Raw genomic sequence first — 16,772 nt, forward strand, 5'->3', positions numbered from 1 at the left:
CCGCACACAGAGACAGGATCGGGTCATGACCAATCCGTTCGAGGATCCTGACGGCCGCTACCTGGTGCTGGTCAACGAGGAGGACCAGCACTCGCTGTGGCCGTCCTTTGTGGACGTTCCCGCGGGCTGGCGGCAGGTGTTCGGTGAGGACACGCGGGAGGCCTGCCTGGCCTACGTGGAGTCGCACTGGACCGATCTGCGGCCGCGCAGCCTGCGCGAGCAGATGGGCGAGTGAGGCGCGGCCGAGTGGCCCAGCCCTCGGTGCCGCCGGAACCCTTGTGGGGCAAGGCAAACGAGGGTAGGTAAGGCTAGGCTGACCAACCTGGGGCTGAACGTGCCGGACGGGACGGAGACTGGGTTGTGAAGCTCGACTTGCGGTTGGTCAACGCCAACGTCCTCACGCTCGACACCGATCGGCCGAGTGCGCGGGAGATCGGTGTCTGGCAGGGCCGGGTGCTCGGCCTGGACGAGGAGATCGCCGCCCTGCCCGCGCGCGAGGTGGTCGACCTGCGCGGGGCCACGGTGCTGCCCGGGTTCATCGACGCGCACGTGCACCTGGCCTGGGCCGGGCTCAAGGCGTGCACGGTCAGCATCGCGGAGTGCGAGAGCCTGGCCGAGGCGCTGGCGGTGATCCGGGACGCGCCGGGCACCGACTGGGTGGACATCGCCGGCTACGACCAGCGCCCCTACGGCCGCCATCTGACCGCCGCCGAACTCGACTCGGTCAGCGGTGGGCGCAGGGTGATCGTCAGCCACAACTCGGGGCACGCCTGCGTGGTCAACAGCGCGGTGCTCGCCCAGTTGCCGCAGGGGACCAGTCATGAGGACGGGCTGCTGGCGGAGAGCGGTATGGCCGCGGTCCGCGAGCTGCGCCAGCCGTACTCGATCAGCGAACTGGTCGACGCGATCGAGCACGCGGCCCGGACCTGTCGCTCCGAGGGCGTCACCGCCTGCGCCGAAGCGGGCATCGGCGGCGGGCTGATCACGCACAGCCCGGTCGAGTTGGCTGCCTACCAGGCGGCGCTGGCCGCCGACCGGTTGCCCGTGCGCGTACAGCTGATGGTTGCGGGCAACGCGTTGCACCCGGTCGCGGCGCACGTCACCGACGACATCCCGCGCGCGCTGGACCTGGGGCTGCGCACCGGGTTCGGCGGTGACCGGCTGTCCATCGGCGCGCTGAAGATCTTCACCGACGGCGGCATGATGGCCAGGACCGCCGCCCTCACCGAGCCGTACGTCGGTCTGGACCACAGTGGACAGTTCTATGACGAGCCCGAGTTACTCAGGCAGGTCGTGCTCGACGGGCACCGCGCCGGGTGGCAACTGGCCATCCACGCGATCGGCGACCGGGCCGTGGACCTCGCGCTCGACTCGCTGGAGCAGGCCCAGCGCATCTGCCCGCGACCGCTTGCGCGCCACAGGATCGAGCACGCGGGGCTGGTCCGCGACGACCAACTGGCCCGGTTCGCCTCGGTGGGTGCGGCGGCCGTGGTGCAGCCGAACTTCCTGTGGTACCTCGGTGACGACTACGCGGCGATCATGGGCGAGTCGCGGGCGCCCTGGCTGTACCGGGGCAGGGGCTTCCTCGACCACGGTGTGCCGCTGGTAGGCAGTTCGGACCGGCCGGTGACGATCGGTGCCCCGCTGCGCGCGATCCAGTTCATGGTGGAGCGGCGCACCGAGCGGGGGCTGAAGGTCGGTCCTTCCGAGGGCATCGGCGTGCTGGAGGCGTTGCGGGCCTATACGGTCAACGCCGCGCACGCCTGCAACTGGGAGCGGTCGCTGGGCAGCATCGCGCCGGGCAAGCACGCCGATTTCGCGGTGCTGGCCGAGGACCCGAGGGTGGTCGAGGCCTCGCGTATCGGTGACATCGAAGTCCTGCGCACGTACGTGGCGGGCCAGGAGAACCAGTAGCAACGCAAGTCGCTTGGGAGACAACACGATGACCCGCTTGCAGGCGGAGAACCTCACCCTGGCCTACGACAGCCGGGTGGTGGCCACCGAGTTGAGCGTGCACATCCCGGACGGGTCCTTCACCGTGATCATTGGGCCGAACGCGTGCGGCAAGTCCACTCTGCTCAAGACGCTGGCACGGATGCTCAAGCCGTTGCAGGGCGTGGTGCACCTGGACGGCAAGGCCATCTCCTCGTACCGCTCCAAGGAGGTGGCGCGCATGCTCGGCCTGCTGCCCCAGTCCTCCACGGTGCCCGGCGGCATCACCGTCGCCGACCTGGTCTCGCGAGGCAGGTTCCCGCACCAGCGGCTGCTGCGCCAGTGGTCCGAGCAGGACGAGGCCGTGGTCAACGCCGTGATGCGCCGCACCGGGGTGCACGAGTTGGCCGACCGGGTGGTCGACGAGCTGTCCGGGGGCCAGCGCCAGCGCGTGTGGCTGGCCATGGTGCTCGCCCAGCAGACCTCGATCCTGCTGTTGGACGAGCCCACCACCTTCCTGGACATCGCGCACCAGATCGAGGTGCTCGACCTCTGCGCGGACCTGCACGAGGACAACGGGCACACCGTGATCGCCGTGCTGCACGACCTCAACCAGGCGTGCCGGTACGCCTCGCACCTGGTCGTGCTGCGGCCCGGTGGGGTGGTCGCCGCGCAGGGTCCGCCCGCCGAGGTGATGAGCGCCGAACTGGTCCAGGAGGTGTTCGGGCTGCGCTGCCGGATCGTGACCGACCCGGAGTCGGACACGCCGATGGTGGTGCCCGCCCGACGGCAACGCGCGGAGAGGGCTGTCCTCATGCCGTGACCGCGATTACACTCGTTCGCATAGTGCATTGCTGTGCGCTATGCGAACGGAGGCCACTGTGAGACCAGACCGCTCCTGGGTGTTGCCGCTGTGCTGGACCGCCGTGCTGTTGGACGGCTTCGACCTCGTGGTGCTCGGCACCGTGCTGCCCGCGCTGCTGGCCGGGCACGTGTGGGGGCTGACCCCGGCGACCGCCGGTCTGGTGTCCAGCGCCGGACTGGTCGGCATGACCCTGGGGGCGCTGGCCATCGGCACCGTCACCGACGTCATCGGCAGGCGGCGGGCGCTGATCATCGCGGTGGCGATCTTCTCGGTGTGCACGGCGCTGTGCGCGGTGGCCCCCTCCGCGTTGGTGTTCGGCGCACTGCGGCTGCTGGCCGGGCTCGGTCTGGGCGGCTGCCTGCCCACCGCCATCACGCTGGTCAGCGAGCACTACGCGGACCGCGGTCGCAGCAGCAGCGCCACCACGACGATCATGACCGGATACCACGTCGGCGCGATGCTCACCGCCCTGCTCGGCCTGGTGGTGCTGCCGCAGCTGAGCTGGCACGCCATGTTCGTGATCGGCGCGCTGCCCGCCCTGGTGCTGGTGCCGCTGATGCTGCGCCACCTGCCCGAGTCGCGTTCCACCGGCCAGCCCGTGCGTTCCGCGGAGGCGGTCGCCTCGCTGTTCCGCGGCCGCGTGCTGCTGGCCACCCTGGCCTTCTGGGTCACCTCCTTCATGGGCCTGGTGCTGGTCTACGGCCTCAACACCTGGTTGCCGGAGATCATGCGGCAGGCCGGGTACGCGATGGACACGGGTCTGGCTCTGCTGCTCACGCTCAACTTCGGCGGAGTGGTCGGCCTGCTGGTCGCCGGGCGGGTCGCCGACCGGGCCGGGCTGCGCCGCCCCACCATCGCCTGGTTCGCCGCCGCCGTGCTGTTCCTGGCCCTGCTCAGCGTGCGGTTGCCGGTGTACGGGTTGTACATGGCCGTGTTCCTTTCCGGCGCCTTCGTGTTCAGCGCCCAGGTGCTCGTCTACGCCTACGTCGCGCGGGTCTACCCGCAGAACAGTCGCGCCACCGCCCTCGGGTGGGCCGCGGGCGTCGGGCGGCTCGGCGCGATCACCGGCCCGCTGGTCGGGGGTTGGTTGCTCTCGGCGGGCATCGCCTACCCGTGGGGCTTCTACGTGTTCGCGTTCGTCGCCGCATTCGCCGCGGGCTCGGTCTCACTGGTCCGCAGCCGCCGCGACACCGTTGTCACCGCCTGAGGTCGGGTCCTCCCGGTGGATCAGGTTGTGCAGTTCGGGCTCGAGGTCCACCTCCAGCAGCCGTAGCTTGCGCTCGGCCTGCTCGCGGACCTCCGGCCCGAACAGCGGCCCGTACCAGGGCAGCAGGACCCACATCTCCACGCTCATGTCCAGCCGCCCCAGCGTCTTGAGCTTGCACAGCCCGTAGGACGGGTCCTTCGCCAGCACCAACCTGCGCGCGGCCTCGACCGCACCGTGCTTGTCCAGCATCTGCCGGAACAGCGTCGCGTCGTACCCCAGCCGTGCCAGTTCCAACAGCCCCCTGTGCATGTCACAGGCGAACCGTTCCCCCAGCGCGACCAGCTCCACCTCGCCCGTCATAACGCACCCATCGGCCGCACCGGAAAACTCGTTACCCGGCAAGCGATGCGCGTACTACTGTCCGGGCGTGGCGCTGACTGGCAAAGGATCGCGACGCGTCGTGGTGGACGGCGTCACCTACCGGTGGCGGATCCGCAAGCGGCCCACCTACTGTCAGGGCAACGGCTGGGGCACCATGTCCTACGCCGTCGACCTGCCCGCCGCACCGCGCTGCACGCTCGTGGTCGACACCGGGCACCCGCGCCCCGACAACTGGCTCAGCCTCCCCGCCCCCTCGGTGCTGCCCAGCCAGGTCGCTGTAGCCATCCGGGCCGCCCTGGCCCGCGGCTGGGTGCCCGAACGCCCGGGCTCCCCGTTCCTGTACTCGGAGCCCAGTTCTCCCACACCGTCGGTTCACAACTCATGAACCGACCGTAGCGAGGGGGTCTGAGTGCCCGTTTTCGAACTGAGGGCCGGGTGTGAAGGTGGGTGACGAGACAGGGGAACTCCTGGTAGATCGGACGTTGTCGAAGCGCCGTTCCGCCAGGAGTTCCATTGCTATCGTGCCCGATGCCCGCGGGCGATGCCACCGCGGGTGCCTCGTGCTGCCGGCTGGCCGCAACCCACCAGCCCACACGGCGTGCCAACCGGTATCCCTCGGATGTCACCGACGCGCAGTGGGCGGTGTTGGACCCACTGCTGCCGGATCCGGCCTGGCTGGGTGGCCGGGGTGGCCGTCGAGAGCGGCACTGCCGCCGGGTGATCGTGGACGCGATCTTGTACCTGGTGGACAACGGCATCAAGTGGCGTGCGCTGCCGGCGGACTTCCCGCCCTGGCCGACGGTCTACAAACGGTTCGCCCTGTGGGAGAAATCCGGTGCGACGCAGCGGATCCTGGACGGGCTGCGGGACCGTGCCCGGCTGGCGGAGGGCCGGGTGGCGGCGCCGTCAGCGGCGGTGATCGACTCGCAGTCGGTCCGCGCGGCCGAGACCGTGGGACGGGCCACTCGCGGGTGGGACGCGGGCAAGAAGGTCAACGGCCGCAAGCGCCATATCGTGGTGGACACCGTCGGGTTCGTGCTGGCGGTGCTGGTGACCCCGGCCTCGATCCAGGACCGGGTCGCCGCCCGCGCACTGCTGCTGCGACTGGGTGCCACGGTCGGCGACCGGATCCGGTTGGTATGGGCCGACGGCGGCTACACCGGCACCTTGCTGGACTGGGCGCGACAAGCGCTCGGCGTGGTGGTGGAGATCGTCAAACGCCCCGACCTGCCCCACTTCACGGTGCTGCCCCGCCGCTGGGTGGTGGAGCGGAGCCTGGCGTGGATCACCGGTCACCGCCGCTGTGTCCGTGACTACGAACGACTTCCACACCACCACGAAGCGATGGTCCGCTGGGCCATGATCCGCATCACCAGCCGCCGATTGACACAGACCCTGTAGATCAGAAACGGGCACTGACAACTCCTGGCCGCTCACCGGTGACGCTCGCCCAGCACCGGTTGGCCACCTCGACCGCCGCGATAGTCGGCATCCCACGGCCACTGTCCCCGTCCGTCCGCGTGGACCAGTTGCAGCGCCTGGATGTCGTCCCCGTACATAGCCGCCGCGACGTTGAGGTGTGCCGCCGGTTCAGTGACCGCCACGACCTCCACCAGTGTGCCGTCGTCGAACCGCAACTGTTCGCCGGGATCGGGTGGCTCGGCGTGCAGCAGGTGCCCGCCCACCACGTTCAGCAGAGCCGCCGAGAACTCGGCAGTCCCACCGGTGAGCACCAGTTCCGGCCTGCCGTGCTCGGTGAGGCCGACGGTGTAGGCCCACGGCGGGCTCGCCTCGTGCTGCTCCACGTACTGCACCGCCCATCCCCGGGTGTGGATGATCTGCCTGATCCGGTTCAGGTAGTCCTCGAAGGTGAGGTCGGGGTGGTCGCACTGCCAACACATGAGCACTCCTCGATGTCGGTGGTCACACCCACTGTGCCCCGGACCCCCGACAAGCAAGTTGATCTCATGTGGACGGAGGACCTTTCCCTTCTACTGAAAGGAGGTTGTCTCGCCAGTGCGCAGCGGCCAGCCCTGTGCCTCGGCGCGCACGCCCTCCGCGCGCAGCCGCAGCTTCTCGGCCTCTGCGGGGTCCTCCGCCTGGCGGGCGAGGCGGTCCAGGTAGTTGGCGAAGTCCTGCTGCTGGTCGCGGTGCCAGCCGACCTGCAAGGCGTGCAACTCCGCCAGCGCCACGCCGCCGACCTGGTCGGGATAGGTCCGGGCCAGCCGCCAGGCGAGCCGGGCGGTGGCCAGCGCGTCACCGGCCGAGCTGTGCGCGTCGTCCAGCCGCACCCGGTGGTGCTCGCACAGCGCGGCCAGTGTGCGCTTGCCCTTGCGGTACCGGTCGAGCTGGCGGTCGATGCAGTGCGGGTCGACCACGGGGCCCGCCAGTACGAGATCGCGCTGGTGGTGGCGGCGCAGTTCGGCGTGCAGCATCGACAGGTCGAAGGAGGCGTTGAACGCGCACAGCGGAGTGTCCGCCGACCACTTCGCGGCCAGGGCCGCCGTCACCTCGGAGATCACCGTCGCGGCGTCCCTGCCGTGCTCGCGGGCGTACTCGTCGGTGATCCGGTGCACCTCGGTGGCCTCCGGCGGGATCGGCACCCCCGGGGACGCCAGCCAGCTCAGCACCCGGGGTTGGCGGCCCGGTTCGATGGAGATCACCGTGGCGGTCACCACACGGTCGGTCGCCGGGTCCGTCCCGGTCGTCTCCAGATCGAAAGCCAGCAGCGGTCCATCGGCCCAGGAGGTCATACGGGCACGGTAGCGACCAGGTCCGGACCGGAGGTCACGGTGTCCTGCGTCACGCGCGGCGGGCAAGAGGTGGAGCGGGTGACGGGAATCGAACCCGCATGACCAGCTTGGAAGGCTGGGGCTCTGCCATTGAGCTACACCCGCACGCCCCCGGAAGCACCGGGTGCATGCGGGAGCTTACCGGGTCGCGCTACTCTCTCCACGCGCACCACCCCACGAGGTGGTGCGGCGGGGTGTGGCGCAGTTTGGTAGCGCACTCGCTTTGGGAGCGAGGGGCCGTGGGTTCAAATCCCGCCACCCCGACGGTCGAGTGGGACAGGTGTGCTCGCGGAGAACGCGAGCGGCCTCGTCCGTCATTGCTGTGGGGGCCGGGCCCCCACGCCCCCGCCAGGGGGCGAGCCCCCTGGACCCCCGGTGGCGGGTGACGCGGGCCAGGTGCGGGACCCCGGATCCCGACTGCGCGGGCTCGGCCTAGACTTGTCCAGAAATCCCGGCGTGCGTCCTGGTGCTCCGGGCCGTTCAGACACGCCATTTGTTCGTACGAGGAGACCACGTTGAAGAGCACCGTCGAGCAGCTGAGCCCGACCAGGGTCCGGATCAACGTCGAGGTGCCGTTCGACGAGCTGAAGCCCAACTTCGACCGCGCCTACCGCAAGCTGGCGCAGCAGGTCCGCATCCCCGGCTTCCGCCCCGGCAAGGCACCCGCCCGCGTGCTGGAGTCCCGCATCGGCCGCGCCCCGGTCCTGGACGAGGTCGTCAACGAGGCGATCCCGGCCAAGTACATGGAGGCCGTCAACGCGGGCGAGGTGCGCGCGCTGGGCCGTCCGGACATCGAGGTCACCAAGATCGAGGACGGCGAGCACCTGGCCTTCACCGCCGAGGTCGACATCCGCCCGGAGATCACCCTGCCCGCCTTCGACGGCCTGTCCGTCACGGTGGACGAGGTGGAGACCAGCGACTCCGACGTGGACACCCAGCTCGACGAGCTGCGCGCCCGGTTCGGCACGCTGACCGGGGTGGACCGCCCCGCCCAGTCCGGCGACTTCGTGGTCGTGGACCTGTCGGCCACCGTGGACGGCGCCGAGGTCGAGGAGGCCCGCACCGCCGGCCTGTCCTACGAGATCGGCTCCGGCCAGCTCGTGGAGGGCATCGACGACGCCCTGATCGGCGCCACCGCCGGTGAGACCAAGACCTTCACCACCAAGCTGGTCGCGGGCGAGTTCGAGGGCCGCGAGGCCGAGGTCAGCGCCGTGGTCAGCACCGTCAAGGAGCGTCAGCTGCCCGAGGCCGACGACGAGTTCGCCCAGCTGGCGAGCGAGTTCGACACCCTCGAGGAGCTCAAGGCCGACCTGCGCGAGCGGCTGGGTCGGGTGCACCGCATGCAGCAGGGCGTGCAGGCCCGCGACAAGGTGCTGGAGGCCCTGCTGGAGGCCACCGAGGTGCCGCTGCCGGAGGCCGTGGTCACCGCCGAGGTGGACACCCGCAAGCACGACGCCGTGCACGCCTTCGACCACGACGAGGCGAAGTTCGACGCCTGGCTGACCGAGCAGGGGCAGACCAAGGACGAGTTCGAGGCCGAGGTGCGCACCGCAGCCGAGCAGGCCGTCAAGACCCAGCTCGTGCTGGATGCCATCGCCGACGTGAACCAGGTCCAGGTCAACGACGCGGAGCTGTCCGAGCGCATCGTCTACCAGGCCCAGCGCTTCGGGGTCAGCCCGGACGAGTACGTGCAGCGCGCCCAGCAGGCCGGCCAGCTCGGCGCGATCTTCGCCGAGGTGCGCCGCGGCAAGGCGCTGGCCACGGTCGTGCGCCAGGCCACGGTCACCGACGGCGCGGGCGGCACGGTGGACCTCACCGAGCTGTTCGGCGCCGCCGACGAGGCGGCGCAGGGCCAGGACGAGGCCGCCGAGCAGGCGTGACGCCCTGAGCGAACGCGGGCGGTGTCGGAGCATCGACGCCGCCCGCGTTCGTTAAAGTCGAGGGCACGTCAGGCGGCCCCGAGGGCCGGCCAGCTCGATCAAGCGACAAGCGACGCCAGGAGTTTTCAGTGAGCCAGTTCCAGCCACTCCAGTCCCGCTACGTGCTGCCGTCGTTCGTCGAGCGCACCAGCTACGGGGTCAAGGAGTCCAACCCGTACAACAAGCTCTTCGAGGAGCGCATCATCTTCCTCGGGGTGCAGATCGACGACGCGTCGGCCAACGACGTGATGGCGCAGATCATGTACCTGGAGTCGGTCGACCCCGACCGCGACATCACCATGTACATCAACTCGCCCGGTGGCTCGTTCACCTCGCTGATGGCCATCTACGACACGATGCAGTACGTGCGTCCGGACATCCAGACGTTCTGTCTGGGGCAGGCCGCCTCGGCCGCAGCCGTGCTGCTGGCCGCGGGCACCCCCGGCAAGCGCTACGCGCTGCCCAACGCCCGGATCCTGATCCACCAGCCGGCCACCGAGGGCCTCTACGGCCAGGTGTCCGACCTGGAGATCCAGGCCAACGAGATCCAGCGGGTCCGCACCGCCCTGGAGACCACGCTGGCCAGGCACACGAACCGGTCGGCCGAGCAGGTCCGCGAGGACATCGACCGCGACAAGATCCTGACGGCCGAGCAGGCCAAGGCCTACGGGATCATCGACGACGTGCTTCCCTACCGGAAGCTGTCCGCGCAGAGCTAGGGTGCCGCGGCCCCGGCCGACACGCCGACCCAGGCCTGTTGACGTCTGGTTCGACACGGTCGGGGCACGCTGGTCCTCCCGCTCGCCAGCGCGGGCGGGTACCGTCGAGGGGAACGTGCTCGCCTCACACCTGTGGAGCGGGCCATCGTGACAGCCAGGTGCGTCGGATCCGACGGCGTACCGGAGGGGACAGAGGTCAGCGGTCATGGCGCGTATCGGTGACGGCGGAGACCTGCTCAAGTGCTCCTTCTGCGGGAAGAGCCAGAAGCAGGTGAAAAAGCTCATCGCCGGCCCCGGCGTGTACATCTGCGACGAGTGCATCGACCTCTGCAACGAGATCATCGAGGAAGAACTCGCCGAGGCCGGTGACGTCAAGCTCGACGAGCTGCCCAAGCCCGCCGAGATCCACGACTTCCTCGACCAGTACGTCATCGGCCAGGACGATGCCAAGCGCACCCTGTCGGTGGCCGTCTACAACCACTACAAGCGGATCCAGGCCGGTGACCGCAACCGGGACGGCCGCGACGACGGTGTCGAGCTGGTCAAGTCGAACATCCTGATGCTCGGGCCCACCGGCTGCGGCAAGACCTACCTGGCGCAGACCCTGGCCAAGCTGCTCAACGTGCCCTTCGCCATCGCCGACGCCACGGCGCTGACCGAGGCGGGTTACGTGGGCGAGGATGTCGAGAACATCCTGCTCAAGCTGATCCAGGCCGCCGACTACGACGTCAAGCGGGCCGAGACGGGCATCATCTACATCGACGAGGTCGACAAGATCGCCCGCAAGAGCGAGAACCCGTCGATCACCAGGGACGTCTCCGGTGAGGGCGTGCAGCAGGCGCTGCTGAAGATCCTGGAGGGCACCACCGCCAGCGTGCCCCCGCAGGGCGGCCGCAAGCACCCGCACCAGGAGTTCATCCAGATCGACACGACGAACGTGCTGTTCATCGTGGCCGGGGCCTTCGCGGGGCTGGAGCGGATCATCCAGGACCGGGTCGGCAAGCGCAGCCTCGGCTTCGGCGCCGAGATCCGCTCCAAGGCCGAGATGGAGTCGGCCGAGGTGTTCGCGGAGACCATGCCCGAGGACCTGATCAAGTTCGGGCTCATCCCCGAGTTCATCGGGCGGCTGCCGATGGTGGCCAGCGTCACCAACCTCGACAAGCCCTCCCTGGTCAAGATCCTGACCGAGCCGCGCAACGCGATGGTCAAGCAGTACCAGAAGCTGTTCGAGATGGACGGCGTGGAGCTGGAGTTCACCAAGACCGCGCTGGAGGCGGTCGCCGACCAGGCGATCCTGCGCGGCACCGGTGCTCGTGGCCTGCGCGCCATCATGGAGGAGGTGCTGCTGCCGGTGATGTACGACATCCCCAGCCGCACCGACGTGGCCAAGGTGGTCATCACCGAGCAGACCGTGCGGGAGAACGTGAACCCGACGATCGTGGCCCGGCAGCCCAGCCGCAGGGAGCGCCGCGACAAGTCGGCCTGACCGGGCAGCAGGAGTTCAGCGGGAAGCGGCGGGCGATCGGCTCGCCGCTTCCGCTGTGTGCGGGGTGTGCAAGTCGTTACGACTAGTGCATCCCCCGCCACTCCCAGGGGGGCGACCCCGTCACCAGTCTACCGCCCACCCCCGACAGTTGATCTTGACCAAGATCAGGATGTGGACAGGTCGCCGCCTGTGGACAACCCGGCCTCGGCGATCTCCGCCTCGCTGAAACCGAGCCAGCGCAGCACGGGGGCGGTGTGCTCACCGAGCGCGGGCACCGGGGCCGCGGACCACTGCCAGGCGTCCACGGGCGGGCGCAGCATGGGGGCGACTCCGCCGGGCACCGGCACCTCGCGCAGGCGGTCCCGGTCCACGGTCTGCGGGTGGCTGAGCAGGTCCAGGACACGCCGGGTGCGGGCCGCGGGCACGTCGGCCTCGTCCAGTGCGACGAGCAGCGCGTCGGCGGTCAGCGTGTCGAAGTGGCTCTGCAGGTGCTGATGCAGGTCCTCGCGGCGGCGCACCCGGTCGGCCACGGTGCCGAACCGCGGGTCGGCGGCCAGTTCGGGCATACCGAGCACCTCGGCACACAGCCGCTGCCACTGCGGGTCGTTCTGCACGGCCAGGTGCACGGTGCCGCCGTCCCCGCAGCGGAATGGGCCGTACGGGGCGATGGTCGGGTGGTGGGCGCCGTTGCGGGCGGGTACCTGCCCGGTGCCCGCGGCGTAGAGCAGCGGCTGGTGCATCCATTCGGCCAGCGCGTCGAGCAGGGACAGTCGCAGGGTGGCGCCCTCGCCGGTGCGCTGGCGGGCCAGCAGCGCGGCCAGCACGGCGGCGTGCAGCTGCACCCCGCCGGCGATGTCGGCCACCGAGATGCCCGCCCTGGCGCTGACCTCGCCCTCACCGGTCAGGTCGATCAGGCCCGCCTCGGACTGCACCAGGGCGTCGAACGCCTTGCGCTCCCGGTACGGGCCGTCCTCTCCGTAGCCGGACAGCTCGCCGACCACGAGCTCGGGCCGGGCGGCCCGCAGGGTGTCGGCGTCCAGCCCCAGCCTGCGGGCGGCGGCGGGGGACAGGTTGCACAGCACCACGTCGGCCCGGCGCACCAGCTCGTCGACGGCACGCCGCCCCGCGGCCGTCTTGAGGTCGAGGCAGACCGACTCCTTGCCCACGTTGACCCAGGCGAAGTACGAGGAGACCTCCCCGCAGGCGCTGTCGTAGTCGCGGGCGAAGTCGCCGCGGCCCGGCCGTTCCACCTTGATCACCCGAGCGCCCAGGTCGGCGAGCAGCCGGGAGGCGTAGGGCACCGCCACGGCCTGCTCCAGCGCGAGCACCAGCACCCCGTCCAGCGGCTTCACCGAACGATCCGCTCGATGCCCGCGTAGACGTTCATCGACTCCCCGCGCAGGAAGCCGATCAGCGTCATGCCCTGCTCCTGGGCCAGTTCGGCGGCCAGCGAGGACGGGGCGGAGACCGCCGCCAGCACCGGGACACCGGCCATCGCGGCCTTCTGCACCAGCTCGAAGGAGGCCCGGCCGGACACCATGAGCACACAGCCCCGCAGCGGCACGAGGCCCTGCTGCACGGCCCAGCCGATCACCTTGTCCACCGCGTTGTGCCTGCCGACGTCCTCGCGCACCACGAGCAGCTCACCCGAACTGGTGAACAGCCCGGCCCCGTGCAGCCCGCCGGTCGCGTCGAACACCTTCTGGGCGGCGCGCAGCGCGTCGGGCAGTTGGGTGAGCACATGCTGTTCGACCGTGCACGGGTCCCCGGCAGGGGAGTAGCGGCTGCGCAGCTTGACCGCGTCCAGCGCGGCCTTGCCGCAGACCCCGCAGGAGGAGGTGGTGTAGAAGTTGCGCTCCACCCCGACCTCGGGCGGGGCGACCCCGGGGGCCAGCGCGATGTCGAGCACGTTGTAGGTGTTGCGGCCGTCCGGACCGGCGCCCTCGCAGTAGCGGGCCAGGGAGATGTCCGCACGCCCACCGATCACGCCTTCGGTGAGCAGGAACCCGTGGGAGAGCTCCACATCGTGTCCCGGGGTGCGCATGGTTACAGCTAGTGGTCGCCCGTCAATCCGCAGTTCGAGTGGTTCCTCGGCGGCTAGTGCATCCGGCCGAAGACGTTCGCCCTGGTGGGAGAGCTTGACAACGGGCATGCGCACGGTCACTCGCCCCATTACGGAACCTCCGCGTTTCGTAAGTGTCCGATTACTGTCCGTTCGGCGCTACGAGGGCACCGTTTGGCGTTCGTTCAACGCACGATCGTGCGCCAGCCTCGCACGGCCCAATAGGTTCCATTGTCAACGAGGTGGGAGGTCGTTGGTTATGGGGCTCGGGGTCCTCGATCGGTCACGAGTGGTGGCGCCGCCGGGGTGGAGCAGGTGGCTCGTGCCGCCCGCCGCGTTGGCCGTGCACCTGTCCATCGGCCAGGCGTACGCGTGGAGCGTGTTCAAGACCCCCTTGGAGAAGGCGCTGGGGCTGACCGGGGTGGAGAGTGGTCTGCCCTTCCAGGTTGCCATCGTCATGCTCGGGCTGTCCGCTGCCTTCGGTGGCACGGTGGTCGAGCGCAGGGGCCCGCGCTGGGCCATGGCCCTGTCCTCGGTGTGCTTCGGCGGGGGTTTCCTGGTTGCCGCGCTCGGTGTCCTGCTCGGCCAGTTCTGGCTGGTGGTCGTGGGCTACGGGCTGCTCGGCGGGGTCGGGCTGGGCATCGGCTACATCTCCCCGGTGTCCACGCTGATCAAGTGGTTCCCGGACCGGCCGGGCATGGCCACCGGCGTGGCGATCATGGGCTTCGGCGGCGGCGCGCTCATCGCCTCACCCTGGTCCACCGCGATGCTGGCCGGGTTCGGCTCCGGCACGGGTGGCATCGCGGCGACCTTCGCCTTGCACGGAGTGGTGTACGCCCTGTTCATGGCGCTGGGCGTGCTGCTGGTCCGGGTGCCGCCGGAGAACTGGAAGCCCGCGGGCTGGGACCCCGGGCGCGCGGCCAAGCGCGGCCTGGTCACCGCGGCGGACGTGTCCGCGCACAACGCCATCCGCACCCCGCAGTTCTGGCTGCTGTGGGTGGTGCTCTGCTTCAACGTGACCGCGGGCATCGGCGTGCTGGAGAAGGCCGCGCCGATGATCACCGACTTCTTCCACCCCGGCCCGGCCACCGCCGCGGGCTTCGTCGCGCTGCTCTCGCTGACCAACATGCTCGGCCGGTTCGTCTGGTCCTCCCTGTCGGACCTGGTGGGGCGCAAGAACATCTACCGGCTCTACCTCGGCGTCGGCGCCCTGCTGTACCTGGTGCTGGTGCTGGTCGGCAACACCAGCCGCCCGGTGTTCGTGCTGGCCACCATCGCGATCCTGTCCTTCTACGGCGGCGGTTTCGCCACCGTGCCCGCCTACCTGCGGGACCTGTTCGGCACCTACCAGGTGGGCGCCATCCACGGCAGGCTGCTCACCGCCTGGTCGGTGGCCGGGGTGCTCGGCCCGCTGATCGTGGACGGCATCGCCGACGCCCAGGCCGCGGGCGGCCGTTCGGGCCCGGCGCTGTACTCCACCTCGTTCTTGATCATGATCGGGCTGCTGGTGGCCGGGTTCGTGGCCAACGAGCTGATCCGCCCGGTCGCCCAGCGGTGGCACGAGCCCGCGGTGGCGCGGGCCGAGGAGGTGCGGGCCCAGTGAACCGGAACGCGTTGATGGTGCTGGCCTGGCTGTGGGTGGGCCTGCCGTTCCTCTGGGGCGTGTACGAACTGGTGGTCAAGGTCGCACAGCTGTTCCGGGCCTGAGCTCGCGCACCGAGGGCAGCGCCAGCACGGCCAGTCCGAGCGCGGCCAGCAGCACCGAACCGGTCCACAGTGTTGCCCTGGTGCCGACCAGCCCGGCGAGCTGGCCGGTGGCGGCCACCCCGAGCGGGGTGAGGCCGAACCCGGCCAGTGACTGGTAGGCCGAGACCCGGGAGATCCGCTCGCGGTCCACTTGGCTGGACATGGCCGTCATCAGGTTGACGCCGAACACCTCCACGCCGAGGCCACCTGTCAGGGCGGCGGCGCACACCACGACCACCGGCATGCCCGCTGCCATGGACAGCATCGGCAGGACCGTGAGCAGGCCCGCGCACGCGGCGCCGACCAGTGGACGGCGTGGTTGCCAGCGCAGCATGACCAGCCCGCCGAGCACCATGCCCACCGCGTCGGCGGCCAGTACCGCGCCCCACGCGGCGGCCCCGCCGAGCGACTCGTTGGCCTGCACCGGCCCCAGCACGTTCTCGAAGGCGCCGACCGAGAGGGTGCTGATCGCCGCGAACTGCACGACCAGTGCCGCCAGCCAGCGGTGCGCGCGGAACTCCGTCCAGCCCTCGGCCAACTCCCTGCCGAGCCCGCCGCTGACCCGCAGCCTGCCCTCCACCCGCATGGCGAGCCGGAGCAGTGCCGCCACGGCGAAGGTCGCCGCGTCGGCGGCCAGCACCCAGCCCGGCCCGATGCCGGCGACCAGCACCCCGCCGAGCGCGGCCCCGCCGATCTGCGCCAGGTTGATGCCCAGCCGGAACAGGGCGAACGCCCGGCTGGCGTGCTCGCGGTCCACCCCGCGCATCAGCAGGCCCTGCGATGCGGGCATCGCGAACGCGGTGGTCAGGCCGGTGATCGCGGCTGCGAACACCAGGTGCCACATCCGCACCGAGCCGGTGAGCACGAGCACCGCGAGCACACCTTGGGACAGCGCCGACAGCGAGTTGCTGCCGACCAGTACCAGGTTGCGTGGCCAGCGGTCGGCGATCACGCCGCCGATCAGGAAGAACGCCAGCGCGGGCAGCAGCGAGGCGAGCGCCACCGAGGCCACGTCGGTGGTGTCGCCGCCCGCGTAGAGCACGGTGAACACCGCGGCGACGTTCGCACCCGCGGTGCCGAGCATCGAAATCGTGGTGGCGACGAGGTGGAGCAGGTAGGTCCGGCTGAACACCGAGGTCCCCCAAGTTGTATACAAGTAGTTAGTATCAATTGCGCCTATATACGTTGCGCGTAACCTGGGGTGCGTGTCAACGGAGAATCCCAGCGGGTCCGAGGTCGCCGACGCGCTGATGCGGGTCACCCACCGGATGCGGCGCCACGCCGGGGCGCCCTACCGGCGCTACGGCTGGCCGGTGGCCCAGGTGCGGCTGCTGCTGGTGACCGAGTCGCTGGGCTGGCGGCCCAGGATGGGGGCGGTGCGCGAGTCGCTGGGGCTGACGGGGCGGGCGGTGACCGCGGCCGTGGACGCGCTGGAGCGCGACGGCCTGCTCGCGCGCGAGCCCGACCCGACCGACCGGCGCGCGAGCCTGCTCGCGATCACCGAGGCGGGTCAGGAGCGGCTCGCGGAGATCAAGCGGATCGCCCGCGAGCACTCCGACACGACCTGGCAGGTGCTCAGCGCGCAGGAGCGCCGCACCTTCCTGGAACTGCTGCTGCGCGTGGAGGCGCACATCGAGGAGTCGGGTTGAACGGCCCGTTCACT

At 70.4% G+C, this 16,772-nt stretch carries 18 protein-coding genes and 2 tRNA genes; 13 read left to right on the forward strand and 7 right to left on the reverse strand.

What is annotated here, in order from left to right; all coding sequences use genetic code 11:
• Window positions 1-25: 25 nt before the first annotated feature.
• From KALB_RS07715 to KALB_RS07730, 4 genes are all read left to right on the forward strand, one after another.
• A complete protein-coding gene (locus KALB_RS07715) occupies window positions 26-235 on the forward strand; it encodes an MbtH family protein (protein WP_025355149.1) in 210 nt (69 codons plus the stop codon).
• Between the two features lie 125 nt (window positions 236-360).
• The gene (locus tag KALB_RS07720) at window positions 361-1,914 is read left to right on the forward strand and encodes an amidohydrolase (protein WP_025355150.1); all 1,554 of its coding nucleotides are present in this window, start codon (window positions 361-363) and stop codon (window positions 1,912-1,914) included.
• Window positions 1,915-1,942: 28 nt separating this feature from the next.
• Window positions 1,943-2,755 carry an ABC transporter ATP-binding protein gene (locus KALB_RS07725; RefSeq protein ID WP_025355151.1) on the forward strand — a complete coding sequence of 271 codons (813 nt, stop codon included), beginning with the start codon at window positions 1,943-1,945 and terminating at the stop codon, window positions 2,753-2,755.
• Window positions 2,756-2,813: 58 nt separating this feature from the next.
• Window positions 2,814-4,004 carry an MFS transporter gene (locus KALB_RS07730; RefSeq protein WP_025355152.1) on the forward strand — a complete coding sequence of 397 codons (1,191 nt, stop codon included), beginning with the start codon at window positions 2,814-2,816 and terminating at the stop codon, window positions 4,002-4,004.
• Here KALB_RS07730 and KALB_RS46390 read toward each other — a convergent pair.
• Window positions 3,963-4,364 (reverse strand): hypothetical protein, encoded by a 402-nt coding sequence (locus KALB_RS46390; protein ID WP_025355153.1) that lies wholly within the window; start codon window positions 4,362-4,364, stop codon window positions 3,963-3,965. The genes KALB_RS07730 and KALB_RS46390 overlap by 42 nt on opposite strands.
• A gap of 67 nt (window positions 4,365-4,431) precedes the next feature.
• Here KALB_RS46390 and KALB_RS07740 point away from each other — a divergent pair, with 67 nt between their 5' ends.
• Together KALB_RS07740 and KALB_RS07745 are read left to right on the forward strand one after the other, a co-directional pair.
• Window positions 4,432-4,770: a hypothetical protein gene (locus tag KALB_RS07740; RefSeq protein ID WP_025355154.1), complete on the forward strand. Its 339-nt coding sequence runs from the start codon at window positions 4,432-4,434 to the stop codon at window positions 4,768-4,770.
• A 143-nt stretch (window positions 4,771-4,913) separates the two neighbouring features.
• The gene (locus KALB_RS07745) at window positions 4,914-5,786 is read left to right on the forward strand and encodes an IS5 family transposase (protein ID WP_025355155.1); all 873 of its coding nucleotides are present in this window, start codon (window positions 4,914-4,916) and stop codon (window positions 5,784-5,786) included.
• A 32-nt stretch (window positions 5,787-5,818) separates the two neighbouring features.
• Here KALB_RS07745 and KALB_RS07750 read toward each other — a convergent pair whose 3' ends face one another.
• From KALB_RS07750 to KALB_RS07760, 3 genes are all read right to left on the reverse strand, one after another.
• Window positions 5,819-6,286: a DUF4262 domain-containing protein gene (locus KALB_RS07750; protein ID WP_025355156.1), complete on the reverse strand. Its 468-nt coding sequence runs from the start codon at window positions 6,284-6,286 to the stop codon at window positions 5,819-5,821.
• Window positions 6,287-6,376: 90 nt separating this feature from the next.
• Complete coding sequence (locus KALB_RS07755; protein ID WP_025355157.1) at window positions 6,377-7,138, reverse strand: exonuclease domain-containing protein; 762 nt, start codon at window positions 7,136-7,138, stop codon at window positions 6,377-6,379.
• A 70-nt stretch (window positions 7,139-7,208) separates the two neighbouring features.
• Window positions 7,209-7,282 (reverse strand) — tRNA-Gly (locus KALB_RS07760).
• Window positions 7,283-7,367: 85 nt separating this feature from the next.
• On the opposite strand from KALB_RS07760, the gene KALB_RS07765 reads away from it, so the two are divergent.
• The 4 genes from KALB_RS07765 (at window position 7,368) to clpX (ending at window position 11,301) form a co-directional block, all read left to right on the forward strand.
• Window positions 7,368-7,441: transfer RNA gene (locus KALB_RS07765), tRNA-Pro, on the forward strand.
• Between the two features lie 251 nt (window positions 7,442-7,692).
• Window positions 7,693-9,057: a trigger factor gene (tig, locus tag KALB_RS07770; RefSeq protein ID WP_025355158.1), complete on the forward strand. Its 1,365-nt coding sequence runs from the start codon at window positions 7,693-7,695 to the stop codon at window positions 9,055-9,057.
• A 128-nt stretch (window positions 9,058-9,185) separates the two neighbouring features.
• On the forward strand, window positions 9,186-9,815 hold the full coding sequence (locus KALB_RS07775) for an ATP-dependent Clp protease proteolytic subunit (RefSeq protein WP_025355159.1): 630 nt from the start codon (window positions 9,186-9,188) through the stop codon (window positions 9,813-9,815).
• Window positions 9,816-10,020: 205 nt separating this feature from the next.
• Window positions 10,021-11,301, forward strand: a complete 1,281-nt coding sequence (clpX, locus tag KALB_RS07780) for an ATP-dependent Clp protease ATP-binding subunit ClpX (protein WP_025355160.1) — start codon at window positions 10,021-10,023, stop codon at window positions 11,299-11,301.
• Between the two features lie 164 nt (window positions 11,302-11,465).
• On the opposite strand, the gene KALB_RS07785 is transcribed toward clpX, so the two are convergent.
• Entirely contained in the window at window positions 11,466-12,653 is a 1,188-nt protein-coding gene (locus KALB_RS07785) for a CaiB/BaiF CoA transferase family protein (protein WP_025355161.1), read from the reverse strand.
• Complete coding sequence (gene fdhD / locus KALB_RS07790; RefSeq protein ID WP_025355162.1) at window positions 12,650-13,474, reverse strand: formate dehydrogenase accessory sulfurtransferase FdhD; 825 nt, start codon at window positions 13,472-13,474, stop codon at window positions 12,650-12,652. Before fdhD ends, KALB_RS07785 begins: the two co-directional genes overlap by 4 nt.
• Window positions 13,475-13,622: 148 nt before the next feature.
• On the opposite strand from fdhD, the gene KALB_RS07795 reads away from it, so the two are divergent.
• The gene (locus KALB_RS07795) at window positions 13,623-14,966 is read left to right on the forward strand and encodes an L-lactate MFS transporter (RefSeq protein WP_025355163.1); all 1,344 of its coding nucleotides are present in this window, start codon (window positions 13,623-13,625) and stop codon (window positions 14,964-14,966) included.
• Window positions 14,963-15,070, forward strand: coding sequence for an MFS transporter small subunit (locus tag KALB_RS50160; protein ID WP_420811818.1), 108 nt, complete (start codon window positions 14,963-14,965; stop codon window positions 15,068-15,070). The genes KALB_RS07795 and KALB_RS50160 overlap by 4 nt, the downstream gene beginning before the upstream one ends.
• Here the strand turns inward: KALB_RS50160 and KALB_RS07800 are convergent.
• Window positions 15,042-16,265, reverse strand: a complete 1,224-nt coding sequence (locus KALB_RS07800; RefSeq protein ID WP_051913430.1) for an MFS transporter — start codon at window positions 16,263-16,265, stop codon at window positions 15,042-15,044. The two genes, KALB_RS50160 and KALB_RS07800, sit on opposite strands and share 29 nt — an antisense overlap.
• 49 nt (window positions 16,266-16,314) lie before the next feature.
• On the opposite strand from KALB_RS07800, the gene KALB_RS07805 reads away from it, so the two are divergent.
• Window positions 16,315-16,758: a MarR family winged helix-turn-helix transcriptional regulator gene (locus tag KALB_RS07805; protein WP_148309398.1), complete on the forward strand. Its 444-nt coding sequence runs from the start codon at window positions 16,315-16,317 to the stop codon at window positions 16,756-16,758.
• Window positions 16,759-16,772: the final 14 nt, after the last annotated feature.

Source organism: Kutzneria viridogrisea DSM 43870 (assembly GCF_000525635.1).
In the GTDB taxonomy this organism is placed as follows: domain Bacteria; phylum Actinomycetota; class Actinomycetes; order Mycobacteriales; family Pseudonocardiaceae; genus Kutzneria; species Kutzneria viridogrisea.